The organism is Phenylobacterium haematophilum, assembly GCF_014196295.1.
Classification (GTDB): domain Bacteria; phylum Pseudomonadota; class Alphaproteobacteria; order Caulobacterales; family Caulobacteraceae; genus Phenylobacterium; species Phenylobacterium haematophilum.
Window position 1 is genome coordinate 417,830 of sequence record NZ_JACIDK010000002.1, and the last position, 19,989, is coordinate 437,818.

Annotated in this window: 30 protein-coding genes; 13 read left to right on the plus strand and 17 right to left on the minus strand. The window is 68.7% G+C overall.

Annotated features, from left to right (window positions below; genetic code table 11):
- Positions 1-5 precede the first annotated feature (5 nt).
- Positions 6-677 (plus strand): MOSC domain-containing protein, encoded by a 672-nt coding sequence (locus tag GGQ61_RS07925; protein ID WP_183771327.1) that lies wholly within the window; start codon positions 6-8, stop codon positions 675-677.
- Here GGQ61_RS07925 and GGQ61_RS07930 read toward each other — a convergent pair.
- The gene (locus GGQ61_RS07930; protein WP_183771329.1) at positions 674-1,399 is read right to left on the minus strand and encodes a glutathione S-transferase N-terminal domain-containing protein; all 726 of its coding nucleotides are present in this window, start codon (positions 1,397-1,399) and stop codon (positions 674-676) included. The two genes, GGQ61_RS07925 and GGQ61_RS07930, sit on opposite strands and share 4 nt — an antisense overlap.
- Before the next feature lie 177 nt (positions 1,400-1,576).
- Here GGQ61_RS07930 and GGQ61_RS07935 point away from each other — a divergent pair, with 177 nt between their 5' ends.
- The gene (locus GGQ61_RS07935) at positions 1,577-1,942 is read left to right on the plus strand and encodes a response regulator (RefSeq protein WP_183771331.1); all 366 of its coding nucleotides are present in this window, start codon (positions 1,577-1,579) and stop codon (positions 1,940-1,942) included.
- On the plus strand, positions 1,939-2,766 hold the full coding sequence (locus GGQ61_RS07940) for a CheR family methyltransferase (protein ID WP_183771333.1): 828 nt from the start codon (positions 1,939-1,941) through the stop codon (positions 2,764-2,766). Before GGQ61_RS07935 ends, GGQ61_RS07940 begins: the two co-directional genes overlap by 4 nt.
- Before the next feature lie 110 nt (positions 2,767-2,876).
- Here the strand turns inward: GGQ61_RS07940 and GGQ61_RS07945 are convergent, their stop codons facing one another.
- The 4 genes from GGQ61_RS07945 to nepR are packed head-to-tail and all read right to left on the minus strand — an operon-like array spanning position 2,877 to position 5,582.
- Entirely contained in the window at positions 2,877-3,014 is a 138-nt protein-coding gene (locus GGQ61_RS07945) for an entericidin A/B family lipoprotein (protein WP_183771335.1), read from the minus strand.
- Positions 3,015-3,051: 37 nt separating this feature from the next.
- Entirely contained in the window at positions 3,052-4,776 is a 1,725-nt protein-coding gene (gene phyK / locus GGQ61_RS07950) for a sensor histidine kinase PhyK (RefSeq protein ID WP_183771337.1), read from the minus strand.
- 12 nt (positions 4,777-4,788) lie between these two features.
- Positions 4,789-5,397, minus strand: coding sequence for a sigma-70 family RNA polymerase sigma factor (locus GGQ61_RS07955; protein WP_425500984.1), 609 nt, complete (start codon positions 5,395-5,397; stop codon positions 4,789-4,791).
- Positions 5,394-5,582, minus strand: a complete 189-nt coding sequence (nepR, locus tag GGQ61_RS07960) for an anti-sigma T factor NepR (RefSeq protein ID WP_056018017.1) — start codon at positions 5,580-5,582, stop codon at positions 5,394-5,396. Before nepR ends, GGQ61_RS07955 begins: the two co-directional genes overlap by 4 nt.
- A 223-nt stretch (positions 5,583-5,805) precedes the next feature.
- Here nepR and phyR point away from each other — a divergent pair, with 223 nt between their 5' ends.
- Positions 5,806-6,597 carry an anti-anti sigma factor/receiver protein PhyR gene (gene phyR, locus GGQ61_RS07965; protein ID WP_183771341.1) on the plus strand — a complete coding sequence of 264 codons (792 nt, stop codon included), beginning with the start codon at positions 5,806-5,808 and terminating at the stop codon, positions 6,595-6,597.
- 78 nt (positions 6,598-6,675) lie between these two features.
- On the plus strand, positions 6,676-6,849 hold the full coding sequence (locus GGQ61_RS07970) for a DUF1328 domain-containing protein (protein ID WP_183771343.1): 174 nt from the start codon (positions 6,676-6,678) through the stop codon (positions 6,847-6,849).
- Here GGQ61_RS07970 and GGQ61_RS07975 read toward each other — a convergent pair.
- Together GGQ61_RS07975 and GGQ61_RS07980 are read right to left on the minus strand one after the other, a co-directional pair.
- Positions 6,846-7,124, minus strand: coding sequence for a hypothetical protein (locus tag GGQ61_RS07975; RefSeq protein WP_183772514.1), 279 nt, complete (start codon positions 7,122-7,124; stop codon positions 6,846-6,848). The genes GGQ61_RS07970 and GGQ61_RS07975 overlap by 4 nt on opposite strands.
- Positions 7,125-7,142: 18 nt before the next feature.
- On the minus strand, positions 7,143-7,343 hold the full coding sequence (locus tag GGQ61_RS07980) for a hypothetical protein (protein ID WP_183771345.1): 201 nt from the start codon (positions 7,341-7,343) through the stop codon (positions 7,143-7,145).
- 132 nt (positions 7,344-7,475) lie between these two features.
- Here GGQ61_RS07980 and GGQ61_RS07985 point away from each other — a divergent pair, with 132 nt between their 5' ends.
- Positions 7,476-7,793 carry a hypothetical protein gene (locus tag GGQ61_RS07985; protein WP_183771347.1) on the plus strand — a complete coding sequence of 106 codons (318 nt, stop codon included), beginning with the start codon at positions 7,476-7,478 and terminating at the stop codon, positions 7,791-7,793.
- A gap of 199 nt (positions 7,794-7,992) precedes the next feature.
- On the opposite strand, the gene GGQ61_RS07990 is transcribed toward GGQ61_RS07985, so the two are convergent.
- Both GGQ61_RS07990 and GGQ61_RS07995 read right to left on the minus strand, forming a co-directional pair.
- Positions 7,993-8,436: an OmpA family protein gene (locus GGQ61_RS07990; RefSeq protein WP_246370587.1), complete on the minus strand. Its 444-nt coding sequence runs from the start codon at positions 8,434-8,436 to the stop codon at positions 7,993-7,995.
- Positions 8,437-8,530: 94 nt separating this feature from the next.
- Entirely contained in the window at positions 8,531-8,866 is a 336-nt protein-coding gene (locus GGQ61_RS07995; protein WP_183772421.1) for a YMGG-like glycine zipper-containing protein, read from the minus strand.
- Between the two features lie 140 nt (positions 8,867-9,006).
- Here GGQ61_RS07995 and GGQ61_RS08000 point away from each other — a divergent pair, with 140 nt between their 5' ends.
- Positions 9,007-9,873 carry a diacylglycerol/lipid kinase family protein gene (locus GGQ61_RS08000; protein WP_183771351.1) on the plus strand — a complete coding sequence of 289 codons (867 nt, stop codon included), beginning with the start codon at positions 9,007-9,009 and terminating at the stop codon, positions 9,871-9,873.
- Positions 9,870-10,670, plus strand: a complete 801-nt coding sequence (locus GGQ61_RS08005; protein ID WP_221220925.1) for a metallophosphoesterase family protein — start codon at positions 9,870-9,872, stop codon at positions 10,668-10,670. The genes GGQ61_RS08000 and GGQ61_RS08005 overlap by 4 nt, the downstream gene beginning before the upstream one ends.
- A 32-nt stretch (positions 10,671-10,702) precedes the next feature.
- Here GGQ61_RS08005 and GGQ61_RS08010 read toward each other — a convergent pair whose 3' ends face one another.
- The 4 genes from GGQ61_RS08010 to GGQ61_RS08025 all read right to left on the minus strand — a co-directional run bounded on the left by GGQ61_RS08010 (position 10,703) and on the right by GGQ61_RS08025 (position 12,358).
- Positions 10,703-10,876, minus strand: a complete 174-nt coding sequence (locus GGQ61_RS08010; RefSeq protein WP_183771352.1) for a DUF1328 domain-containing protein — start codon at positions 10,874-10,876, stop codon at positions 10,703-10,705.
- Positions 10,877-10,939: 63 nt separating this feature from the next.
- A complete protein-coding gene (locus GGQ61_RS08015) occupies positions 10,940-11,566 on the minus strand; it encodes a superoxide dismutase (protein ID WP_183771354.1) in 627 nt (208 codons plus the stop codon).
- Positions 11,567-11,645: 79 nt separating this feature from the next.
- Entirely contained in the window at positions 11,646-12,038 is a 393-nt protein-coding gene (locus tag GGQ61_RS08020; protein ID WP_183771356.1) for a hypothetical protein, read from the minus strand.
- On the minus strand, positions 12,035-12,358 hold the full coding sequence (locus GGQ61_RS08025) for a glycine zipper domain-containing protein (RefSeq protein ID WP_183771357.1): 324 nt from the start codon (positions 12,356-12,358) through the stop codon (positions 12,035-12,037). Before GGQ61_RS08025 ends, GGQ61_RS08020 begins: the two co-directional genes overlap by 4 nt.
- Before the next feature lie 173 nt (positions 12,359-12,531).
- Between GGQ61_RS08025 and GGQ61_RS08030 the strand changes: the two genes are divergently transcribed.
- Positions 12,532-13,941 (plus strand): HWE histidine kinase domain-containing protein, encoded by a 1,410-nt coding sequence (locus GGQ61_RS08030; RefSeq protein ID WP_183771359.1) that lies wholly within the window; start codon positions 12,532-12,534, stop codon positions 13,939-13,941.
- On the opposite strand, the gene GGQ61_RS08035 is transcribed toward GGQ61_RS08030, so the two are convergent.
- Together GGQ61_RS08035 and GGQ61_RS08040 are read right to left on the minus strand one after the other, a co-directional pair.
- Positions 13,938-14,990 carry an ATP-grasp domain-containing protein gene (locus tag GGQ61_RS08035; protein ID WP_183771361.1) on the minus strand — a complete coding sequence of 351 codons (1,053 nt, stop codon included), beginning with the start codon at positions 14,988-14,990 and terminating at the stop codon, positions 13,938-13,940. The two genes, GGQ61_RS08030 and GGQ61_RS08035, sit on opposite strands and share 4 nt — an antisense overlap.
- Before the next feature lie 42 nt (positions 14,991-15,032).
- Positions 15,033-15,836: an alpha/beta fold hydrolase gene (locus GGQ61_RS08040; protein WP_183771363.1), complete on the minus strand. Its 804-nt coding sequence runs from the start codon at positions 15,834-15,836 to the stop codon at positions 15,033-15,035.
- 95 nt (positions 15,837-15,931) lie between these two features.
- Between GGQ61_RS08040 and GGQ61_RS08045 the strand changes: the two genes are divergently transcribed.
- Together GGQ61_RS08045 and GGQ61_RS08050 are read left to right on the plus strand one after the other, a co-directional pair.
- Positions 15,932-16,483, plus strand: a complete 552-nt coding sequence (locus GGQ61_RS08045; protein WP_183771365.1) for a cytochrome b — start codon at positions 15,932-15,934, stop codon at positions 16,481-16,483.
- A gap of 25 nt (positions 16,484-16,508) precedes the next feature.
- Positions 16,509-17,204 (plus strand): VIT1/CCC1 transporter family protein, encoded by a 696-nt coding sequence (locus GGQ61_RS08050; protein ID WP_183771367.1) that lies wholly within the window; start codon positions 16,509-16,511, stop codon positions 17,202-17,204.
- A gap of 60 nt (positions 17,205-17,264) precedes the next feature.
- On the opposite strand, the gene GGQ61_RS08055 is transcribed toward GGQ61_RS08050, so the two are convergent.
- Positions 17,265-17,474, minus strand: a complete 210-nt coding sequence (locus GGQ61_RS08055) for a cold-shock protein (protein ID WP_183771369.1) — start codon at positions 17,472-17,474, stop codon at positions 17,265-17,267.
- 208 nt (positions 17,475-17,682) lie between these two features.
- Here GGQ61_RS08055 and GGQ61_RS08060 point away from each other — a divergent pair, with 208 nt between their 5' ends.
- Entirely contained in the window at positions 17,683-17,907 is a 225-nt protein-coding gene (locus GGQ61_RS08060; RefSeq protein WP_343056080.1) for a hypothetical protein, read from the plus strand.
- A 148-nt stretch (positions 17,908-18,055) separates the two neighbouring features.
- Here the strand turns inward: GGQ61_RS08060 and GGQ61_RS08065 are convergent, their stop codons facing one another.
- A complete protein-coding gene (locus GGQ61_RS08065; protein WP_183772427.1) occupies positions 18,056-19,243 on the minus strand; it encodes a CaiB/BaiF CoA transferase family protein in 1,188 nt (395 codons plus the stop codon).
- Between the two features lie 125 nt (positions 19,244-19,368).
- On the opposite strand from GGQ61_RS08065, the gene GGQ61_RS08070 reads away from it, so the two are divergent.
- Entirely contained in the window at positions 19,369-19,959 is a 591-nt protein-coding gene (locus tag GGQ61_RS08070) for a DUF4142 domain-containing protein (protein ID WP_183771371.1), read from the plus strand.
- Positions 19,960-19,989 lie beyond the last annotated feature (30 nt).

Consider the following 19,989-nt stretch of genomic DNA (forward strand, 5'->3'; position numbering starts at 1 on the left):
GGCGCATGCTTCGCCTCGATCACCTGCTCGTCGGCCAGGTCGCCCCGCTAGGGACGACGCTGAGCGGCATCGCCAAGGCGCCGGTCGCCGGCCCTTCGCGCCTGACCACGACCGGCTTCGAGGGCGACGCCCAAGCCGACGCCCGCGTCCACGGCGGACCCGACAAGGCGGTCCATCACTATCCCTTCGACCACTACGCGACATGGCGCGCCGAGGTCGGCGAGCGTCCGGCGCTGGCCGCGCCCGGCGGCTTCGGCGAAAACCTTTCGACCCGTGGCCTGGACGAGCGCGCCGTCGCGATCGGCGACGTCTTCCGCCTGGGCTCGGCGCTGATCGAGGTCTCCCAGGGCCGCCAGCCCTGCTGGAAGCTCAACCTTCGCCTCGACATCCCCGACATGGCCCAGCGGGTCCAGGCCACCGGCCGCACCGGCTGGTACTACCGGGTGCTCGAACCGGGCCTCGTCGCTCCCGGCGACAGCTTCGAACTTCAGGACCGCCGCTCGCCCGACTGGACCATCCACCGGCTCTGGCGGACGCTCTATATCGACACTCTGAATCGCGAGGAATTGGCAGCCATGGCCGCCCTCGATCACCTTCCCGAGGGCTGGCGCAAGTACGCGCGGCGCCGGCTGGAGACGCGCCGTGTCGAGGACTGGTCCGCGCGTCTGGGCGGCTAGACGGCGGGGGCCGGCCGGGCGCGCTGGTTGTACAGCAGGCCGCGCCGACGCTCCTGCTCTTCCGGCGTGATCGACTTCGGGTCCTCGCCGGGATCGGCGACGACGGCCATGCCGCGCTGCACGGCCGGGCGGGCGCTGATCTCGTCGAACCAGCGCTTGAAGTACTTGAACTCGCCCATGTCGATCCCCTGCAGCTCCCAACTGGCGGTCCAGGGGAACGAGATCATGTCGGCGATCGAGTACTCGTCGCCGGCGATGTAGCGGCGGTCGTAGAGCCGGTTGTTCAGCACGCCATACAGGCGGTGAACCTCGTCGTTGAAGCGTCGCTGAGCGTAGGACTGGTCGCCATGCTCGGGGGCCACGCGGCTGAAGTGTCCGCGCTCGCCGAACTTCGGGCCCTGGTTGGCCATCTGCCAGATCACCCACTGGATGACCTCGTACTTGCCGCGCACGTCGGCCGGCAGAAAGCGGCCGGTCTTCTCGGCCAGATAGATCATGATCGCGCCGGACTCGAACACGCTGAGCGGCGCCCCGCCGTCCGCCGGCTCGTGGTCGACCAGCGCCGGCATGCGGTTGTTCGGCGATATCTGGAGGAAGCCGTCGGTGAACTGGTCGCCGCGGCCGATGTGCACCGGCACGATCTTGTAGGGCAGGCCGAGCTCCTCGAGGAGGATCGTCACCTTCTTGCCGTTCGGGGTCGGCCAGTAATGGAGGTCGATCATCGCGGTCCTCTTGCATCGGGTATGTAAGGCCGCCAGCCTAGGCCGGGCGGGTGGCGCCTCAATCGACAAATTCTGAAACGCTCCCCAGCTTCCCGGGGCAAGCGGCGGAAATCTGCCCTGCGCCATACGGCTCCTTAACCAACGCAGCGGCAGAAACGCCACAGGGAGGCGCCCGCGTTGAAGACCTGTCTCGTCGTCGATGACAGCCGCGTGATCCGCAAGGTCGCGCGCCGAATCCTGGAGGACATCGGCTTCGAGATCGCCGAGGCCGCCGACGGGCTGGAGGCGCTCGCCTGGTGTCGCGCGGCCATGCCCGACGCTGTTCTTCTGGATTGGAACATGCCCGCCATGTCGGGCATCGAGTTCCTGCGCATCCTGCGCCAGGAGCCGGGCGGCGATCAGCCGACGGTGGTGTTCTGCACGGTCGAGAACAGCATCGAGCGCATCCGCGAGGCGCTCGACAGCGGCGCCGACGAATACATCATGAAGCCGTTCGACGGCGACATCATCACGGCGAAGTTCGCCGAGGTCGGGCTGGCATGACGCCAGGCGATCGCGAACTGGTGTCTCAGCTCTGCGCGACCCGCGTGGGCGTGCGGGTCGATCCGGAGAAGGCCTATCTGATCGAGAGCCGGCTCGCCCCGGTCGCCCGCCGGGACGGCTTCGGCAGCGTCGGCGACATGCTCTCCATGCTGCGCGAGCGACGTGAGGACAAGCTGGCCTGGTCGATCGTCGAGGCCATGGTCCAGTCCGAAAGCGCGTTCTTCCGCGACCGCGAGCCGTTCGCCCTGTTCCGCGACGAAGTGCTGCCTGCCCTGGCGCGCCAACGCGGCGCCGAACCCGTGCGCATTTGGTCGGCGGCCTGCGCGGCCGGACAGGAAGTCTATTCCCTGGCCATGATCGTCGAGGACGAGCGCGGCCGGCTGCCGGGGCTTAAGGTCGAACTGTTCGGCACCGACATCGGCGAGCGGCAGCTGGAGAAGGCCCAGAGCGGCCTCTACACCCAGTTCGAGGTGCAACGCGGCCTGCCGATCCGGCAGCTGGTCCGCCATTTCGAACAGTCGGACGAGAACTGGCGCGTCTCGCCGCGCCTGCGCCAGATGATCCGCTGGCGGCGGGTCAACCTGGTGGCTGACCTGTCGACGGCCGGCCGCTTCGACGTGATCTTCTGCCGTTACGTGCTCTCGACCTTGATCGAGCCGATGAAGGGGCGGCTGCTCATCAATCTGGCCCGCGCCCTGAGCCCCGAGGGCTACCTTTTCCTCGGAGGCCAAGAATCCGCCGCGGGGCTGTCTGACGCCTTCGAGCCGGTCGCTGGCCGGCCTGGTCTCTACGCACGCAACCCCGCCTACCGCGTCGCGGCCTGATCGGGGCCATAAATGCGAAAACCGCCACCCGGCGCCATAAGCGACCCGGTGACGGTCTAATCGCCTCGTCATGACAACGGCGGAAGACCCGCCGTTACATGCAGTCGGCCTTACTTCTTGGCGTCTTCGGCGGTGTTGGTGACGGCCTGTCCGGCAGCCTTAACGTCCTGGCCGGCGCCCGACACGGTGTTGCAGGCGGTGACGGCCAGACTGGCGGCCAGAACCGCGAGCACAACGAACTTACGCATGAGAGTTCTCCCCTTGAATTGCGCACGAGGCTAACGGTCAAGCCGCAGCCTGGTTCCCTCGCGCCGGGGCCCGCCGGCCGGCGTGTTCGTCGAGCGGCGTGGGGAAGATCAGCCGAGCGGTGATCCCGCCCTTGTCGTTGCGCACGACCTCCGCGCGGCCGCGCAGCTGACGGCCGAAGGCGGTCATCAGGGTGCGTCCGACGCCGGAAGTGGTCAGCGCGTCGGCCGGCGCCTGGCCGTCGTCGCTGATCTCGAGCTCGGCCTCGTCTCCGCGCACGATGAAGTTGACCCGCAGCGTGCCGCCGCGCCCGGCGAAGGCATGCTTCTGGGCGTTGGTGACCGCCTCGACGGCGAACAGCGCCAAGGGCGCCAGCCGGTCCGGGTCGATGATCAGGTCGTCGACATGGATCTCGGTTTTGACGCCTGCGCCATGGGCGCCGTCGGCGGCGATCAACTGGGCGGTGAGCTCCTCCATGAAGGTGCGCAGATCCACCCGCTTCAGGTCAGGGCCCTGATAGAGCGCGCGATAGATCAGCGCCAAGGCCGTGATCCGCTGACGGGTGTCCGACATCGCCGCTCGCGCCGCCGGGTCGGTCAGGGCGCGCTGCTGCATGTTGAGGAGCGAGGAGATGACCTGCAGGTTGTTCTTCACCCGGTGGTGGATCTCGCGCATCAGGTCGTCCTTCTGCGCCAGGGACTCGCGCAGCGAGGCGTCGCGCCCGACGATGGCGTCGGCCATGTCCTCGAGGGTCTCGGCCAGGTCGCGGATCTCGGGCGGGGCCTGGTCGGCCTGCACAGGCCGCACGCTCAGCCGTCCGCGGGCATACAGCGCGGCGATGCGCTGCAGATAGGCGATCCATCGGATCACCACCCGCTCGGTGACCACCGACACGGCCACCAGCGCAAGGATGAAGGTCAGGATCGGGAAGACGATGCTGGTCAGCGGATTGAGCGTCGCCCACGAGAACAACCCGCCCGAGCGCGCCGACAGGATCACGAACAGCTCGTCGCCGACCAGCGGGGCGGCTGAATAGACCCGCCGCTCGCCGCGCATGTCGCGGGCGTACCAGACCATCGAGCCCTGCTTCAGCGCCTTGGCCCGCCAGTCGGCCGGCAGCACCGGGAAGGCCTCCTTGTCGGTGGCGTTGATATAGGCGCCGTCGCCGTCGGCGAGGGCGACTTCGGATTGTTGCGGCAGCGAGCGGTCGGCTGTGCGCGGGGCCAGGCTTTCCAACGAGATCACCGCCACCAGCGCGCCGTCGAAGCCGACACGCGGATCGTGCGCCGGGACGGCGGCCAGCAGCGCCGGCACGCTCGCATAGTTGGCCCCTGGATCGCGGGTGATCACCAGGCTGTCGCCCTTGGCCAGGCTCTGGAACCAGGGGCGGGTGGCGCGCGCCATGTCGGCCGGCACGTCGCCGGCCGCGCAGGCCACCCGGCCGCGGCGGTCGAAGCGGATCAGGTTGTGGTAGCCGGGGATGCGATGGGTGACTTCGGCTAACCGCTGGGCGCAGTTGAAGCCCACCGAACCGGGGGCAAGCGTCTCCAGCAGGATGTCGGCCGCCTCCATCCGCGCACGAGCCGTGGCGGCGCTGCGCTCGGATGCGGCGGCCAGGTCCTCGCGCAGCTGCACGCCTTCACGCCGGAACGACATCGCCGATTGCAGGATGCCGAGGATCAAGACAGGCAGCAGCGCGGCCGCCAGCGCCGCGGTCAGGCGGACCCGGATGGTGGAAAGAGAGCCCCAGGGCGTGCCGTCCATGGTTCCGCCCTATCAGCGAGCGGTGCTCAACCGCTCCGCGTCCGCCAGGATGGCGCTCATGGCGTCGCCGGCGGCGCTTCCATCCCGTTCATAGCTCCCATCCTCGAGAATGCTGTGCAGCGCCTTGCGCGCGCGGCTGACGCGGCTCTTCACCGTGCCGACCGCGCAGCCGCAGATCTCGGCTGCTTCCTCGTAGGCGAAGCCGCCGGCGCCGACCAGGATAAGCGCCTCACGCTGTTCGGCCGGCAGCTGGGCGAGCGACAGCCGCAATTCGTCGAGCGCCACCGGCGCCTCCGGATCGTCGACCGCCACCAGGGTCCGCTCGGCGGCCTCCTGGTCCAGCTGGCTCTGGCGCCACGAGCGACGCTTTTCGGAATAGAATTGGTTGCGCAGGATCATGAAGGTCCAGGCCTTCATGTTGGTGCCCATCTGGAAGCTGGCCCGCGCGTCCCAGGCCTTCATCATGGCGTCCTGCGCCAGATCGTCGGCGCTGGCCGGATCGCCGGCCAGGGTGCGCGCGAAGGCCCGCAGGTGCGGGATCAGTTTGACCAACTCGCGCTTGAAGGCTTCGTCGTCAGCCTGAGGGGTGTTCGGCCGGGCCTTGCTCTGCTCGGCCATCAACCGTTCTCCGCCGACTTCTTGTCCGCTTGGCGAAGAATGGCGAGAAACTCGTCGGGCACTGGCTCGCTGACGACCTCGTCGAACATTTGACGCAGGCGCACCCCGATGGCCTGCTGGCGCAGACGCGCTTCGTCCAGAGCGGCAGGCGCTCGACGACGGTCCTCTGTGGCACGCTGTTCTATCATGGCCTCGGCGCCCGGCTTTCGCTGAGCCCGCCCCCTCGGTTCGTCTTGGTCGCCCGTCAACGCCTCACCCCACCCAGGGTTCCAATCTGTAGAGATTATAACGAAGAGGAAAACCTTGTTCTGACGGAACCGGTTCCCAACGCCTACGTTCGGGCACATGATGGACCTGCGCAGGGAACCAATCCTGGGCGGCTGCATCGAACTCGAGAGGGAGGAGTTTGATTTGAGTCTTCTTGCCAGGTTGGCGCCGCATCTACCGTATGTCCGCCGCTATGCCCGCGCCTTGACTGGCGACCAGACGACTGGCGACCACTATGTTCGCGTGGCGCTTGAAGCGCTGGCTGCAGGGGATCGGGTGCTGGAGGCCAGCCTCACCCCGCGCGTGGCCCTCTATCACGTCTTCCACGCCATCTGGCTCACTAGCGGCGCTCAGCTCGAGGCTCGGGGCGATGAAAGCGGCGACGACGCCAGCCAGCGGCTGATGCGCATCGCCCCGCGCTCGCGCCAGGCTTTCCTGCTCACCGCCCTCGAGGGCTTCACGCCCTCCGAAGCGGCCCAGATCCTGGGCGTCGATTTCGGCGAGGTCGAGCTGCTGATCGCCGACGCCCAGGCCGAGATCGACGCCGAACTCGCCACCGACGTCCTGATCATCGAGGATGAGCCGGTCATCGCCGCCGACATCGAGGCGCTGGTCACCGAAATCGGCCACACCGTGGTCGACATCGCCGCCACCCGCTCCGAGGCGATCGACGCCGTCAATCGCAAGACCCCGGGCCTCGTGCTCGCCGACATCCAGCTGGCCGACGGCTCGTCTGGCATCGATGCGGTCAAGGACATCCTGGCCCGACATGACGTGCCGGTGATCTTCATCACCGCCTTTCCCGAGCGGCTGCTGACGGGTGAGCGGCCGGAACCGACGTTCCTGATCACCAAGCCGTTCCAGCCGGAGACCGTGAAGGCGGCCATCGGCCAGGCGCTGTTCTTCCATCCGCGGAACAACCGCAAGGCGGCCTAGGAACGGGCTTCCCGTCCTCGCGTTCACCAGACGCCGCGCCGATATCCCGGCGCGGCGTTTTGCTGTCAGGAGATGCGCATGCTCGGATGGGCTTTGGTGTTCGCGGTGCTGGCTGTGGTCGCCGGCGTGCTCGGTTTCTCCGGCCTGGCCGGCATGGCGGCGGGAATCGCAAAGATCCTGTTCGTAATCTTCCTGGTGCTCCTGATCGCGACCTTCGTGGTCCGCGCCTTCCGCGGGCGCTCGGTGCTCTAGCGAGCGACCGAGGGCTGTTCCGCCGTGGGCGTAGTCTGAAGGGTGCCGTGGGCGGGTTCGCCGAGGTCGAAGGATTGGGCGGTGCGAACCGCCCCGGCCTTGCTCGGCGGCGCCGCGGACTGTTCGCCGGCCCGCCACGACCAGGCGCCGAACAGCGCAAGGGCGGCGAGGGCGGTGGACACCGCCAGGACCCAGAACATGTGCACGCCCATGCGTCCCTGACGCGCACGCGTGGCGTTGAGTCCGGGGCGGGAAGTGTATCGGGTCGTGGCCATGTTGGGTCGTCTCCGGGTTTAAAACGTCAGTCGGTCGAGTGGTCCGGGCGGAGCCGGCCGCGCGGAATCTCCGCGATCCACTGACATCTGGCCAAGCAGGGCGCCTGCGAGCGCCACCGACAGGATGACCGCCAGCGCCCACCATCGGCGGCGCAGCGAATGATGGTGATCCTCCGTCGTTCCAGCCGCGCCGAAGCGCCCGTTCCGCTCGTAGATCATGGCCCTCTCCCCTGACCAGACGGGCGAACCTGCCCGCTTCAGGCTAACGCCCTGCAGGGGGCGGACGTTCCGCACGCGAAATTGCGGGCGTCGGGGGTTCGACAACTGCGCGCCGAGTCTTATCTATGGGGAATGAAGAGCACCAAGCTTATCGCCGGCGCGGTCGCCGCGCTTTCCCTGGCCGGGGCCGCTCAGGCCCAGGCGCCCGCCGCGCTGGAAGGCATGACCGTGCGCGGCCAGAACGGCGTCGTGCTCGGCGTCGTCGAGCGTGTGACCTATCGCGAAAACGGGACCCCGGCTCAGGTGCTGGTGCGTCCCAAGGCGCCCCCTGGCGCAGGCCCGCGCAGTCTCTCCTTCGGCGCGCTGCGCCAGCAGGGCGGCGAACTCTCGGCGCCGCTCAGCCAGGCGGAGTTCAACGCCATGCCGGCCGTCAATGTCGCACCGAAATAGACGGCGCTAAACGCCTCGAAAAAAATCGCGCGTTACGGGAACGAACCTACTGCACGTGGGTTTATGGATTGCGGAGGCGGCGACGCCCCCCCCGACTTGAGACCGGCGAACATGCCGGTCTGCCGCCTCCGCACCCCTTTTCTCGATGATGCGCACTCAAGAGGCGGGCCTAGAGCCCGCCTTTTCTTTTGTGCGCATCTTAGGGCTTGGTCAGCTGCAAAGTTACGTCGGCGCGGCGGCGCAACGGCCGGGCTTCGCCGTCCTGGGTGACCGCGCCCTGCTGGCCGGCGGCGGCCAGATCGAACTCGCCGGCCGGCAGACCGTTGGCGATCAGCGCCTTGGTCACCGAGGCTACCCGCTGCTTGGACAGTTCCAGGTTGGCGGCCGGCGCGCCGACCGCGTCGGCCAGGCCCAGCACCTTCACCCGCTCGACTTTGCAGGCCTTGGCCGAACTGGCCGCCTGCGACAGCACCGCGCGGCCCTCGTCGGTGACCTCGGCGCTCTCGGGCTCGAAATAGATCTGGACGGTGAGGTCCTCGCAGGCCGCGGGGGTCTCGATCTTCGCCCGTGCGCCGCCGGCCGGCAGGGTGGCGCATCCAGCCAGCAGTCCGGCGCTGAGCGCCGCGATCGTCCACGTCTTCATTCCCAGCCCCATGTTCCTGCAGCCCTCATACGACGATGGGCGGACAGCATAGCTGACCGCCCACCGCAGGCTAGTCTAGGTTGCGCTCGCGCGATCAACGCGGGCTGCCGTCTTCCCAGTAATAACGGCCCGAGCCGTTGTCGTAGTAGTAATACCGGCCCACGCGCTCGTCGTAGTACTGGCGGCGGTTCTGGGTCTGAGCGCCGCATCCGCCGTCCTGACGGCAACCGCGGACCGCGCCCGCGCCGCCGCCCAGGGCCGCGCCGATGGCCGCGCCGGTCCCGGCGTCGCCGCTGCCGACATTGTTACCGATCACCGCGCCCGCCAGCGCGCCCAGCGCGGCGCCGCCCGCGGCATTGCGTTCGACGTTGCCAGTGGTCGTGCAAGCGCTCGCCAACAGTGCGGCGCCGGCCAGCGCCGCGAACGGCATGAGAGATTTGGCCTTGAGCATAGGGCTCTCCTTACTTATCCCGCCGACCCCAACGCGCGCCTTACGGCAGAGTTCCGGACGGAACCGCGACCAACCGCCGCCGTTAGGGGGCTGCTCCCACGGGCGCTGGCAGAGGACAAATGGCTCAAGCACCCAAGATTTCCCGCATCGAGGCGGTGGTGAACATCTCATCCGGCGGCGCGAGCGCGCAGGACGCGGAAGACATGCGCGCCCTGCTGTCCGCGTACGGCGCCCATGCCAACGTCCAGGTCGCCGACGGCGGCGAGATCGAGCGGCGGCTGCGCTCAGCGGTCGATACGGCGCCCGATCTGGTGGTCATCCTGGCCGGCGACGGCACCGCCCGCGCGGCCGCCGACATGGCCGGACCGACAGGGCCGCTGATCGCGCCTCTGCCGGGCGGGACCATGAACATGCTGCCGCATGCCGTCTATGGCGCGGTCCCGTGGCGCGAAGCGCTGACCGGCGCGCTGGAGCGCGACATCGGCGGCGGACTGATCGAGGGCCGCAGCTTCCTGGTCGCCGCGATCCTCGGGGCGCCGGCCCTGTGGGCCCCGGCGCGCGAAGCGGTGCGCGAGGGCCAACTGCGGCTGGCCTTTGCGCGCATGCGGCGGGCCTGGCGGCGCGCCTTCTCCGGTCGGCTGCGCTACGCCCTCGACGACGGCCCGCGGGGCAAGGCCGAGGCCTTGGCCTTCCTCTGCCCGCTGGCGTCCACCGCCCTGGACAATGAAGCTCAGAGCCTGGAGGCGGCGGTCATCGATCCGCAGAGCGTCGGCGAGGCGGCGCGGATCGGCTTCAAGGCCCTGGTCGACGACTGGCGCAACGATCCGGCGGTCAGCGCCGGACCCTGCCATCGCGCCCGGGTGTGGGCGGCGAGCCGGGTGCCGGCCGTCCTCGACGGCGAGCCGATCTGGCTGGGCTCCAGCGCCTCGGTCGACTGGCGGCCTCAGGTCGCCCGGCTGCTGGCTCCGGCTGAGGAGGCGCGATGATCCGCCTGGCCCATCTCTCCGACATCCATTTCGGCGGCGAGAACGTCGCGGCGGTGGAGGGCGCGGCGGAGATTCTGCGGCAGGGCGGCTTCGACCTCACGATCGTCTCGGGCGACCTCACCCAGTTCGGCGCGGTCGGCGAGTTTGAGGCGGCGGCCGCTTGGCTGGCCTCTGTGCCCGGACCGCAACTGGTCTGCCCTGGCAACCACGACGCGCCCTATCTCGCCTGGTGGGAGCGGTTCTTCGCCCCCTTCGGCCGCTTCTCGCGGCTCATCGGTCCGGCTGAGGCGCAGACCTTCGCCGGCGCCGGCCTGGCGGTCTACGGGCTCAACACCGCCCGGGGCGTTCAACCCCGCGCCAACTGGTCGAAGGGGCAGATCTCGCGCGCGCAGAGCCGCGAGGCCCTGGCGTGGCTGGCGGCCGCCCCGGGCGAGGCGCTGAGGGTGGCGGTCGTGCACCATCCGCTGGTCGAGATGATCGGCGGGCCGATGACCGGCAAGGTCTGGGGCGGCGAGGCGGCCGCCCGCGCCCTGGCCGAGGGCGGCGTCGACCTGGTGCTGTCCGGCCACATCCACGCCCCGTTCGTCTGGCCCTATCCGTTCGGGGGCGGTTGCGCCCATGCGGTCGGGGCCGGCACTCTGTCGGTCCGGGAGCGCGGCGTGGTCCCCAGCTTCAACCTCATCGAGGCCGAAGCCGACCAGATCCGCATCATCGCACAAGGCTGGAGCGGTTCACGCTTCAAGCCGCTGCGCACCTGGGCTGTGGATCGCAGAAAGCAAAACGCCCGCCCCGGTTAGGGGCGGGCGTTCGGCGTTTCGGTCCTTAGGTTCTAAAGCGCGCCGCGCCCTCGAACCAGGTGCATGACGAGGGAAACCACGAACAGCACCAAGAACACGAAGAACAGAATCTTGGCGACGCCCATTGCGGCGCCGGCGATCGAAGTAAATCCGAGTACGCCAGCGATCAAGGCGACTACCAGGAAGGTCAGAGCCCAGCCGAGCATGTCGTTTCTCCGGTTATTGTGTCCGGATATGTAAACGCTCAGCTGTGGCTGACGTTCCGGGATCTAGACCGGACCGGGATGAGTCCAGCCGGCTTCGCCCTTGCGGGCGGCGTCGTACTGGGCCTGAGCGAACGTCCAGTTCGGCAGCGCGTCGAACCAGGCCTTCAGGAAGCCTTCGCGGTCGTTCTTGTGGTCCAGATAATAGGCATGCTCCCACAGGTCGGCGACCAGCAGCGGCACGACGCCCGCTTCGGTCAGCAAGTTCACGCCATCGTGCGTGTCGACGATGCTAAGGGCGTCGCCCTTGGCCGCCAGCCACACCCAGCCAGACCCGAAGTGGCCGACGCCCTTGGCCACGAACTGCGCCTTCAACTGGTCGACGCCGCCGAAGTCACGGTCGATGGCCGCGGCCAGGTCGCCCGCGACCTTCTGGCCGGGCGGGCTCATGCATTCCCAGAAGAAAGTGTGGTTCCACGCCTGGGCGGAGTTGTTGAACAGCTTGGCCTGACCGACCGCGCCGCGCACCACCTCTTCCAGCGAGGCGGGCTTGGCGCCTGCTTCCTGGAGCATCTGGTTCATGACGTCGAAGTAGCGCTTGTGATGCTTGCCGTGGTGCAGGTGCATCGTGGCCTCGGAGATCACGGGCTCCAGAGCGTTGTGGGCGTACGGAAGGTTCGGCAGTTCAAACATAGCAAATTTCCTACGGGGGGAGGGATGGCAGGCGTGCGCCCGCGATCCCACACTAACCCGAACTGTGGTGTTTGGTTCTCTAGGATTTGGAGGCGCGGCCGGCCATCAGCGCCGAAACGACGGTGGCGGTCGTGCGCGGATTCTTCAGCGCCACGGCGGCGACCGCCCCGACGATGCCCAGCGCCACCCAGGGCTTGGCCTGGGCGAGCTCGAACATGCGCGAGCTGAGATCCTTGTCCTGATCGCGCTTGTGATGGCGGCGGGGCGGGTTGGCCATCATCAGCAGCACCATCCCGATCAAGCCGGCGAGCAGCGCGGCGGCCGCGGCCACCAGCACCCCCGCCCAGGCTTCGCCGACCATCGGCTTGAGACCCGCATGCAGGGCCATCGCCAGGAACACTACGCAAACGACCGCCGTCGCGGCGAGCGCGACGGCGGCGACGACGTAATAGAGCGCTCGCTTGAGGATCAATTTTTGCGGCCGCTGGAGAGCAGAAGACCGATCAGGAGGCCCACGCCGAGCGCCGCGCCGGTCGCCACCAGCGGGCGCTCCTTGACGCGTTCGACGACATAGCGTTGCGCGTCGTCGATGTGCTCGCCGGCGTTGTCGGCGTAGGTGCGGCTTTGGGCGCGGATCTGTTCCAGGCCCTCGGCGACGACCTTCTCAAACTTCTTGGCGGCCTCGCCGAAGCTGCGCTGCGCTTCGGCCGACAGCTTGGAGGCGGATTCGGCCATCGATTGGGCCGCGGCCTTGGCTTCGTCTTTCGCGTGGTCGACGGCGTTGGTGGCCATGTCAGATTCTCCAAGTATTCAGCAGGTAACGCAGGGATGGCATGGAAGCCTTGCCACAACGTCAAAGGCAATAGGGGGTTCCGAAAATTGACTGAAAGACTCCGCAGGCAATTCAGGGCATACAACCGTTGGTTCCTGTCGCTCGGACCCGAACCCCGCTTAATGGTCGCGCCATGGTGAAGACCGCCGCCGGACGCAATCTGGATCAAGAACGCCTCGAACTGGCGCTCGAATCTGCGCGCCTGGGCGACTACGAGTGGGACATGATCGAGGACGTCGTGCGGATCAGCCCACGGATGTCGGAGGTCAGCGGCCTGCCGGTCGGCGAATGGCCGGCCGAGAAGGGCGAGTTCCTCTATCGCGGCGTGCACCCGGACGACCGCGACCGCACCCGCCAGTTCATGGAAGACTCGATGCGCGCCGAGGGCCGCTTCGAGGCCGAATACCGCCGCATCCGCGAGGACGACGGCCGCACGGTCTGGATGCGCAGCTCCGGTCTGCTGGTCTGCGACGACGAGGGCCGGCCGACCCGTGCCGTCGGTGTGGCCCAGGACATCGGCGACCGCCGGGCCGAGGAAGACCGTCGCCGCGCGCTGATGGCCGAGCTCGACCACCGGGTGAAGAACGTGCTGGCCGCGGTCCAGGCCCTCGCCGTCCAGACCGCCAAGCGCACCACTTCGCTCGACAGTTTCCTCTCGACCTTCTCGGGCCGCCTGAAGTCGATGGCCTCGGCCAACGAGCTGCTGACCGCCGCCCGCTGGCGCGGCGCGGCCATCGCCCACCTGGCGGCGGCCGAGCTCGGCGGCATCGCGCCGGGCCAGACCCGCTGGGAAGGGCCCGAACTGTTCCTGACTCCGCGGGCGGCCAACGCCCTGTCGCTGGCGCTGCACGAACTGGCGACCAACGCCGTGAAGTACGGGGCGCTGTCGGTGGAAAGCGGCCGCGTCGAGGTGCGCTGGGCCCAGGTCGCCGACGGCGGCTTCGAGTTGTTCTGGACCGAGACCGGCGGCCCGCCGGTGGTGGTTCCGACCCACAAGGGCTTCGGGTCGACCCTGCTGGGCCAGGTCACTGGCCGCGAGCTCAACGGCGAGGTCGAGCTTGAATATCGCCGCGGCGGCGTCAACGTGCGCCTGCGCGCCGGTTCCGCCGCCGTCGTCTCGCGGCCCGAAACCGTGCCCGAGGCCCCGGCCCCGCGGAAGATCGAGGCGACCCCCGCCGCCCAGGGACCCGTCGATCTGCGCGGCAAGCGCGTGCTCATCGTTGAGGACGCCGTCCTGCTGGCGCTCGAGCTGGAGACCGGTCTCTCGGACGCCGGCGCCCAGGTGGTCGGTCCCGCCTACGAACTGGCCGAGGCGATGAGCTTGCTGGCCGGCCAGATCGATGCGGCCGTGCTCGACGCAAACCTCAACGGCCTGGCGGTCACCCCGGTGGCCGAGGCGCTGGCCGCGCGCGGGGTGCCGTTCGTGTTCGCCACCGGCTACGGGGACAGCGGCGCGCCGATGGGTTTCGACGCCCCGATCATCCGCAAGCCGTACGACGTGACCCAGGTCGCGGCCGCCGTCGGCGCGTTGCTGGCCTCCTAGACCGCCTGAGCGAGCTTCGGCGCCGACCATGCGCCGGGGTGCAGCCAGCGCTCGGGCCGGGCGTGCAACTCGGCCAGCGCCGCACGCACGGCAGCGACCGGCGCCTCCCACATGTTCGGCGGCGCGATGGTGCTGTTGTCGAGCGCGTTCATGCAGGCGTTGGCCTCGAAGACCAGCAGCTCCCCGTTCGGCCGAAGCGAGATGTCCAGACCGAAGTGGTCGAGCCCGACCGCTCGCCGGATCGCCATGAGCGCCGGGTTGAGGCGCGGCAAGGTAAGAGTCCGAAAGTCCGCTAGCGAAGCGCGCTCTTCGGCCTCGGTGTTCGCAGTGCGGTCGCCCGAGTGCAGCAGCCAGCGATCGCCGACGATCAGGTGGCGCCAGAACACCCGTTCGCCGACCACGAACAGCCGCAGCTTGCGATATAGGCCGTCGGCGTCGGCGAAATCGACGTACTCGCTGGCGTACACGGCCTCGTCGACGCCCAACGGAATGTGCGCGGCCTCAAGCTCCGCGCGGCCGTCGATCCGGATCAGACCCTTGCCGCCGTGGCGACCGGCCGGGCGCAGCAACAGCGGAAAGCCCAGCCCGGCGTCAAGGATCGCGACGATCAGTTCGGCCCGGGTCGGCGCGCTGAGGCGCACGGTCCGCGGGGTGCGCACGCCGGGGATCGCCGCCAGCCGCCGGGCGCTGCGGTCGCGCCGCGAGTTCAGCACCGCGGAGGGATGGTTCAGCACCGGCAGGCTGGATTGCTCGACGATCAGTTCGGCTTTGGCGAGGGCTGCGGCATAGAGATCCGGATCGGCCATGTAGTTGACCAGGGGAACCCGCGGCAGCCTCAATCGGAAAGCGACGGCCTGGTTGTCCAGCCACAGGTCTCGCCCGCGCCGGCGCAGTTCGGGCATGAAGGAGAGGTAGCTGGCTGTGCCGTAGACCATGAACCGGGGCCGCCCGAATCCGCTCTCGACGGCCATGTGGATCTCGCCGCCGGCCGGCGCGCTCGCCAGGAACAGGAACTCGGGACGGGGTTCGGTAAGCGGGAACTGTGACACCGTCGGTGTCTATTCCGTGCGATCGCCGCCGCGCAAGCGCGCCTAGTCCGCGGCGTTGAGGAACGCGATCATGTCGCGCACCGCGGCCCGGTCCTGGATCATGAACATGTGGCCGCCGTCGTAGAATCGCAGCTCCGCGCCCGGGATTTTGCCGGCCAGCCGCTCCAGCGTTGCGGGCAGGGCGATGCCATCGAAGCGGCCGCCCGCCACCAGGGTCGGGGCGGCGATCTCGCCCAGCCGCTCCCAAGCGTCGTGGTCCGCGCGCGCTTCCAGCTGCCGATGGGCGCCCTGCGCTCGGCCGGGTTCGTCGGCATAGGGATCGGCGGCGGTCATGGCGATGATCTGGGCGTAGAGTTCCGGGTTGGCGGCGGCCCACGCGTCGTCGCGGCGGGTGTCCGAGATCGGCGTCAGGTATCTGGCCCGTTCCTCGCCCTTCAGATGCTCGATCTCGTGGAACGCGAAGGACGCGCCGCCCGCGCCGCCCGGCGAGGTGCAGGCGAGCACCAGCCGGCGGATCCGGCCTGGGTGGCGCAGGGCCAGCTCCTGGGCGACCATGCCGCCGAACGAGACCCCGATGACATGGGCGCTCGCCCATCCCTGGCTCTCCATCAGCGCCGCGGCGTCGTCGGCATAGTCCGCCATGCTGTAGCGCTCGTCCGGCTTGTCCGACCGGCCCAGCCCGCGCTGATCGTAGCTGATCATGTCGAACGCTTTGGGGAACGGCCCGTCGAACTGGTTCGGCTTGACCCGCAGGTCGCCGCCGGTGCCGGAGATGAACAGCAGCGGCGCGCCGGCTCCCGCGCGCTCGAAGTAAAGCTGAAGTCCGTTCACGGTGGCGAAGGGCATGGCGTGCTGGGTCCTGCGGCAGTCGCTGCCGCCTTTGAGTTCTATCAATGCGGGCGCCAGCCTCGCCGCTAGCGTTCGGAGAGGCAAGGAGTCCCATGTCGCTCACCAACACACGCGCCGCCTACGGCTGGATCGCTATAGCCCTGCACTGGATCAGTGCGGTCGGCGTCACCGCCCTTTATTTCCTCGGCGAGCGGATGGAAGACGCCCCCGACCGCGCCCAGAAGATCCTCGCGCGCGATCTGCACGTCTCGGTCGCGATGCTGCTGATCGCCTTTCTCGCCGCCCGGCTGTTCTGGAGCGCGTCTCAGCCGTCGCCCCGGCCGATCGAACAGAACCGTGTCCTGCGCATCGCCGCCCGCGCGGTGCAGGGCCTTTTCCTGCTGATGATCGCGGTGTTGATCGTGACCGGCCCGCTGGCCGTCTGGTCGACCGGGCAGCCGTTGCAGGTCTTCGACGTGCTTGCGATCCCCAGCCCGTTCGCCGCTCGCGTAGACTGGCTGCATGAGGCCTGCGAGGAGGTGCACGGCGCAGCCACCAAGCTGTTCTGGCCGCTCATCGGCCTGCATGTCGCCGGGGCCGTAAAACATCTGGTTTACGACCGCGACCGCACGTTGCAGCGTATGCTCTGGGTGCGCCGCGCATGATCGGCGGCGCGAGCCGGGGGCGTCGATGAATCCAAAGCATCAGGAAATCCACTTCGTCGAGCGTATTGGCTGGCTGCGGGCCGCGGTCCTGGGCGCTAACGACGGCATCGTCTCGACCGCCTCGCTGATCGTCGGCGTGGCCGCCGCGGCCCAAGGGCGCTCAGACATTTTGGTCGCGGGGGTCGCCGCCCTGGTCGCCGGCGCGATGTCCATGGCTGCTGGCGAATACGTCTCGGTCAGCTCCCAGCTCGACACTGAAACCGCCGAGCTCTCGCGCGAGCGGGCCGAGCTGGCGACCCAGCCGGAGTTCGAGCGCGAAGAATTGACGGCGATCTACGTGGGGCGCGGCCTCACGCCAGAACTCGCGCGCCAGGTGGCCGAGCAGTTGATGGCCAAGGACGCCCTCGGCGCCCACGCCCGCGACGAGCTCGGCATCAACGAGACCACCGCCGCCAAGCCGATCCAGGCGGCTTTCACCTCGGCCCTGACCTTTTCCGTCGGGGCTGGCCTGCCGCTGCTGGTGGCCGCGCTTGCGCCATTGCCGGTCGTAGTGCCGGCGGTCTCGGGCGCCTCGCTGGTCTACCTCGCTGTGCTGGGTGCGATCGGCGCCCGCGCAGGCCAGGCGCCGATGCTGAAGCCGGTGCTGCGCGTCACCTTCTGGGGAGCGATGGCCATGGCCGTCACCGCCGGGGTCGGCGCCCTGTTCGGCGTCGCGGCCTGAGACAAAGAAAAACGGCCCGGCGCGTTGCGCCGGGCCGTTCATCCGTCGATCAGGATCTGATCAGACCGCTTGCAGCTGGCCGGCCGAATTCTTGCCGCTGCGCTGGTCGCGCTCCAGCTCGAAGCTCAGCTTCTGGCCCTCGTGCAGGGTGGCCATGCCAGCCCGCTCCACCGCCGAAATGTGCACGAACACGTCCGTGCCGCCATCGTCAGGCTGGATGAAGCCGAAACCCTTTTGGGCATTGAACCACTTAACCACACCAATAGTCATTGTTGTCCCTTTCCGGACATGAGTTCTCGCGCCCAGAGCGGGTCGCGCGATCAAATTTTCGGAGAGGTCCGGAGGCAATTGTGAAGCTGATCTCTCAAGTAGAACTAGCGTCACGGCAGCGAGCCAAAACGACATTTGACCAGCACAACCTGCGGGAAAATTTTGCAGGCGGCAAGAAATATATGGAAAATTCGACGCGAGGCGGCAGGTGTGCTATGGCTTGCCCATGCAAAAAGGTTTGGAACGGGCCGTTTTGACGGTCGCATTTCGTGACGGCGTTTGGGCCGTCGAGTTGGACGGGGACACCTTCGGGCACTCGTCCGACAAAGACATCGCCAAGGCCGCCGCCAACAGGCGGGCGCGTGAGGTGCAGGATAAGGGCCGCCCCTGCCAAGTCCGCATCAGCGGCGAACTTGGCTTTTTCGCCGCCTAGCGGCCGCTAGGCGATCGCGGCGATCTCATAAGAGGAAGGCGGCGTAGCCCATGGTCGCGCCGCCGATGGCCGGGGCGGCGCCGTCGGGCCTCGCCAGACTGGTCAGCGCCTGCACAGGGCGCCAGGCCGGGCTGTCGATCCGCGACTCCTAGACCACGCCCTTCGCGCGCAGCCCCGCCACGTCCTCGGCGCTCAGCCCCACTTCCGCCAGCACCTCGTCGGTGTGCTGACCGAGGTCCGGCCCTGGCCAGCGCACGGCGCCGGGAGTCTCCGACAGTTTCGGGAAGGCGTTCTGCATCTTCACCTTGCCGAACACCGGGTGCGGCAGCTCCACGATCGCCTCGCGGGCCTGATACTGCTCGTTCTCCAGCATGTCCGGGGCGCGGAACACCCGGCCGCACGGAATGCCGCTTTCCTCCAGGTGCGCGATTAGGTCGGGCAGCTTCCAGGTCGCGGTCCAGGCGGCGATGATCTCGTCCAGCTCCTTCTGGTTCACGCCGCGCGCCGCGTGGCTGACGAACTTCGGGTCGGAAGCCAGGTCCGCCCGGCCCATCGCCTCGGCCAGCCGGGCGAACACCGTGTCGCCGTTGCCGCCGATCAGGATCATCTCGCCTTCCGCGCACGGATAGACGTTCGACGGCGCGATGCCGGGCAGGATCGAGCCCGAGCGCTCGCGCACATAGCCGGTCAGGTCGTATTCGGTGACCAGGTTCTCCATCACCGCCAGCACGCTTTCGTACAGCGCCGCGTCGATCATCTGGCCGCGGCCGGTGCGCTCGCGCGCGTGCAGGGCCATGGTGATCCCCATCACCGCATGCATGGCGGTCAGGCTGTCGCCGATCGAGATGCCGGCCCGCGCCGGCGGCCGGTCCGGTTCGCCGGTGACGTGGCGCAGGCCGCCCATCGCCTCGCCGATCAGGCCGTATCCGGCGCGCTTGGCGTAGGGCCCGGTCTGGCCGAAGCCCGAGACGCGCGCCACGATCAGCCGCGGATTGCGCGCCGCCAGCGCCTCATAGCCCATGCCCCACTTCTCCAGCGTGCCGGGCCGGAAGTTCTCGATCAGCACGTCGGCCTGGTCGATCAGCTTGAGCGCGACGTCGCGTCCCTCGGGCGTGCGCAGGTCCAGCCCCACCGAACGCTTGTTGCGCCCGATTACCGGCCACCAGGGCGACAGCCCCTTGGGCAGGCTCCGGCCCCACTGGCGCATCGGGTCGCCGGTCTTCGGGTCCTCGATCTTGACCACGTCGGCGCCGAAATCGCCGAGGATCTGGCCGCAGAACGGCCCAGCGATCAGGGTCCCCATCTCGACGACCTTCAGCCCTTGCAGCGGGCCCATGTTGGCGGCGGCGTCGGTCACGTTTGCTCCCTCCCCGGAACGGATCACGCGTCTGTGAGTTCTTGACCCGTGCGCCGTCCGTTGGACCCGCGCCGATCATCTTAGTCAATCTTGAGGAGGGTTTGATGACCCGTCACCTGCTGATCGCGGGCGCGGCTATCGCTGCCATTTCGCTGGCCGCTTGTGGGCAGAAGACCGACACCAAGGGTTCGGCGACCCCGGCCGAACAGGCTGCGACGCCCGACGCCAACCCGGCCGCGACCGTGATCACCCCGTCGAACGAGGCCGCCGCCCCCGACTTCGTCGCCAAGGCCGCCGCCAGCGACATGTTCGAGGTCGAGGCCGCCAAGCTCGCGGCGACAAAGGCCAAGAGCCCCGAAGTGAAGAAGTTCGCCGCCGAAATGGTCACGGCCCACACCAAGACCACCGAGGGCCTCAAGAAGGCGATCGCCGACTCCGGCCAGACCGCCTTGGCCCTGCCGACCGTCCTGCCGAAGGACCTGCAGGACAAGCTGACCGACCTCGGCAAGGCCGACAACTTCGACAAGGCCTATATGGACAACCAGGTCGACGCCCACCAGGCGGCGCTGGACGTCCTGCAGCGCTACGCCCAGGACGGCGACGTCCCGGCCATCAAGGCGTTCGCCGCCGCCACCGCCCCGGCGGTGCAGCAGCACCTCGACAAGGCCCGCGCCATCCGCGACGCGGTGAAGTAGGCGGGCAAAAACATGGTGCATCCCGGAAGG